Raw genomic sequence first — 1,146 nt, 5'->3', positions numbered from 1 at the left:
CTGGAAAGCTCAAGCGAAGAAGGTAAAACTCCTGTAGGCGAAGCAGAAGACGCATAGGTGGCACCGGAGTAGGACCGGACACGTGGAACCCGGTCTGAAGCAGGAGGGACCACCCTCCAAGCCTAAATACTACCCAGTGACCGATAGCGAATAGTACCGTGAGGGAAAGGTGAAAAGAACCCCGGGAGGGGAGTGAAATAGAATCTGAAACCTGATGCTTACAAGCATAGGGAGCGCAAGTGACCTAGTACTTTTTGTAGAACGGGCCAACGAGTTATGGTATGTAGCGAGGTTAAGTTTCTGGAGGAACGGAGCCGTAGAGAAATCGAGTCTTAATAGGGCGAGAGTTACATGCTGTAGACCCGAAACCGGGTGACCTATCCATGAGCAGGTTGAAGTAACCGTAAAAGGTTATGGAGGACCGAACCTATATCTGTTGAAAAAGGTTAGGATGACTTGTGGATAGCGGTGAAATTCCAATCGAACTCGGATATAGCTGGTTCTCCTCGAAATAGCTTTAGGGCTAGCCTCAAGGAAGAGATACACGGGGGTAGAGCACTGACTGTTCGCGGGGCCTTCACCGGTTACCAACAACTATCAAACTCCGAATACCGCAGTATCATACTTGGGAGTCAGACTATGAGAGATAAGTTCCATGGTCGAAAGGGAAACAGCCCAGATCAACAGCTAAGGTCCCAAAGAGTAAGTTAAGTGGAAAAGGATGTGGGATTGCACAAACAGCTAGGATGTTGGCTTAGAAGCAGCCATACATTTAAAGAGTGCGTAATAGCTCACTAGTCGAGTGATCCTGCGCCGAAGATAAACGGGGCTGAAACTTACCACCGAAGCTTTGGAATTAGGGAACTAATTGGTAGAGGAGCATTCTATACAGGAAGAAGGAGGCGCGTAAGCAAATCTGGACAGTATAGAAGAGAGAATGTTGGCATGAGTAGCGTAAGGCGGGTGAGAATCCCGTCCGCCGAAAATCTAAGGTTTCCTGAGGAAGGTTCGTCCTCTCAGGGTAAGTCGGGGCCTAAGCCGAGAGCGAAAGCTGTAGGCGATGGATAACAGGTTGATATTCCTGTACCACCGAGGATTGTTTGAATGAAGTGGGGACACAGAAGGATAGATTGAGCACGCCGTTGG

The 1,146-nt window shown here is 48.9% G+C and carries 1 rRNA gene; it reads left to right on the top strand.

Annotation, left to right across the window (positions count from 1 at the left end):
• Window positions 1–1,146 (top strand): 23S ribosomal RNA (locus tag HMPREF1517_RS10040); the annotation flags it as partial.

Source organism: Streptococcus sp. ACS2 (genome assembly GCF_000525585.1).
In the GTDB taxonomy this organism is placed as follows: domain Bacteria; phylum Bacillota; class Bacilli; order Lactobacillales; family Streptococcaceae; genus Streptococcus.
Note: the sequence above shows the minus strand (reverse complement) of the source record. Positions and strands in the feature narration are given on the sequence as shown.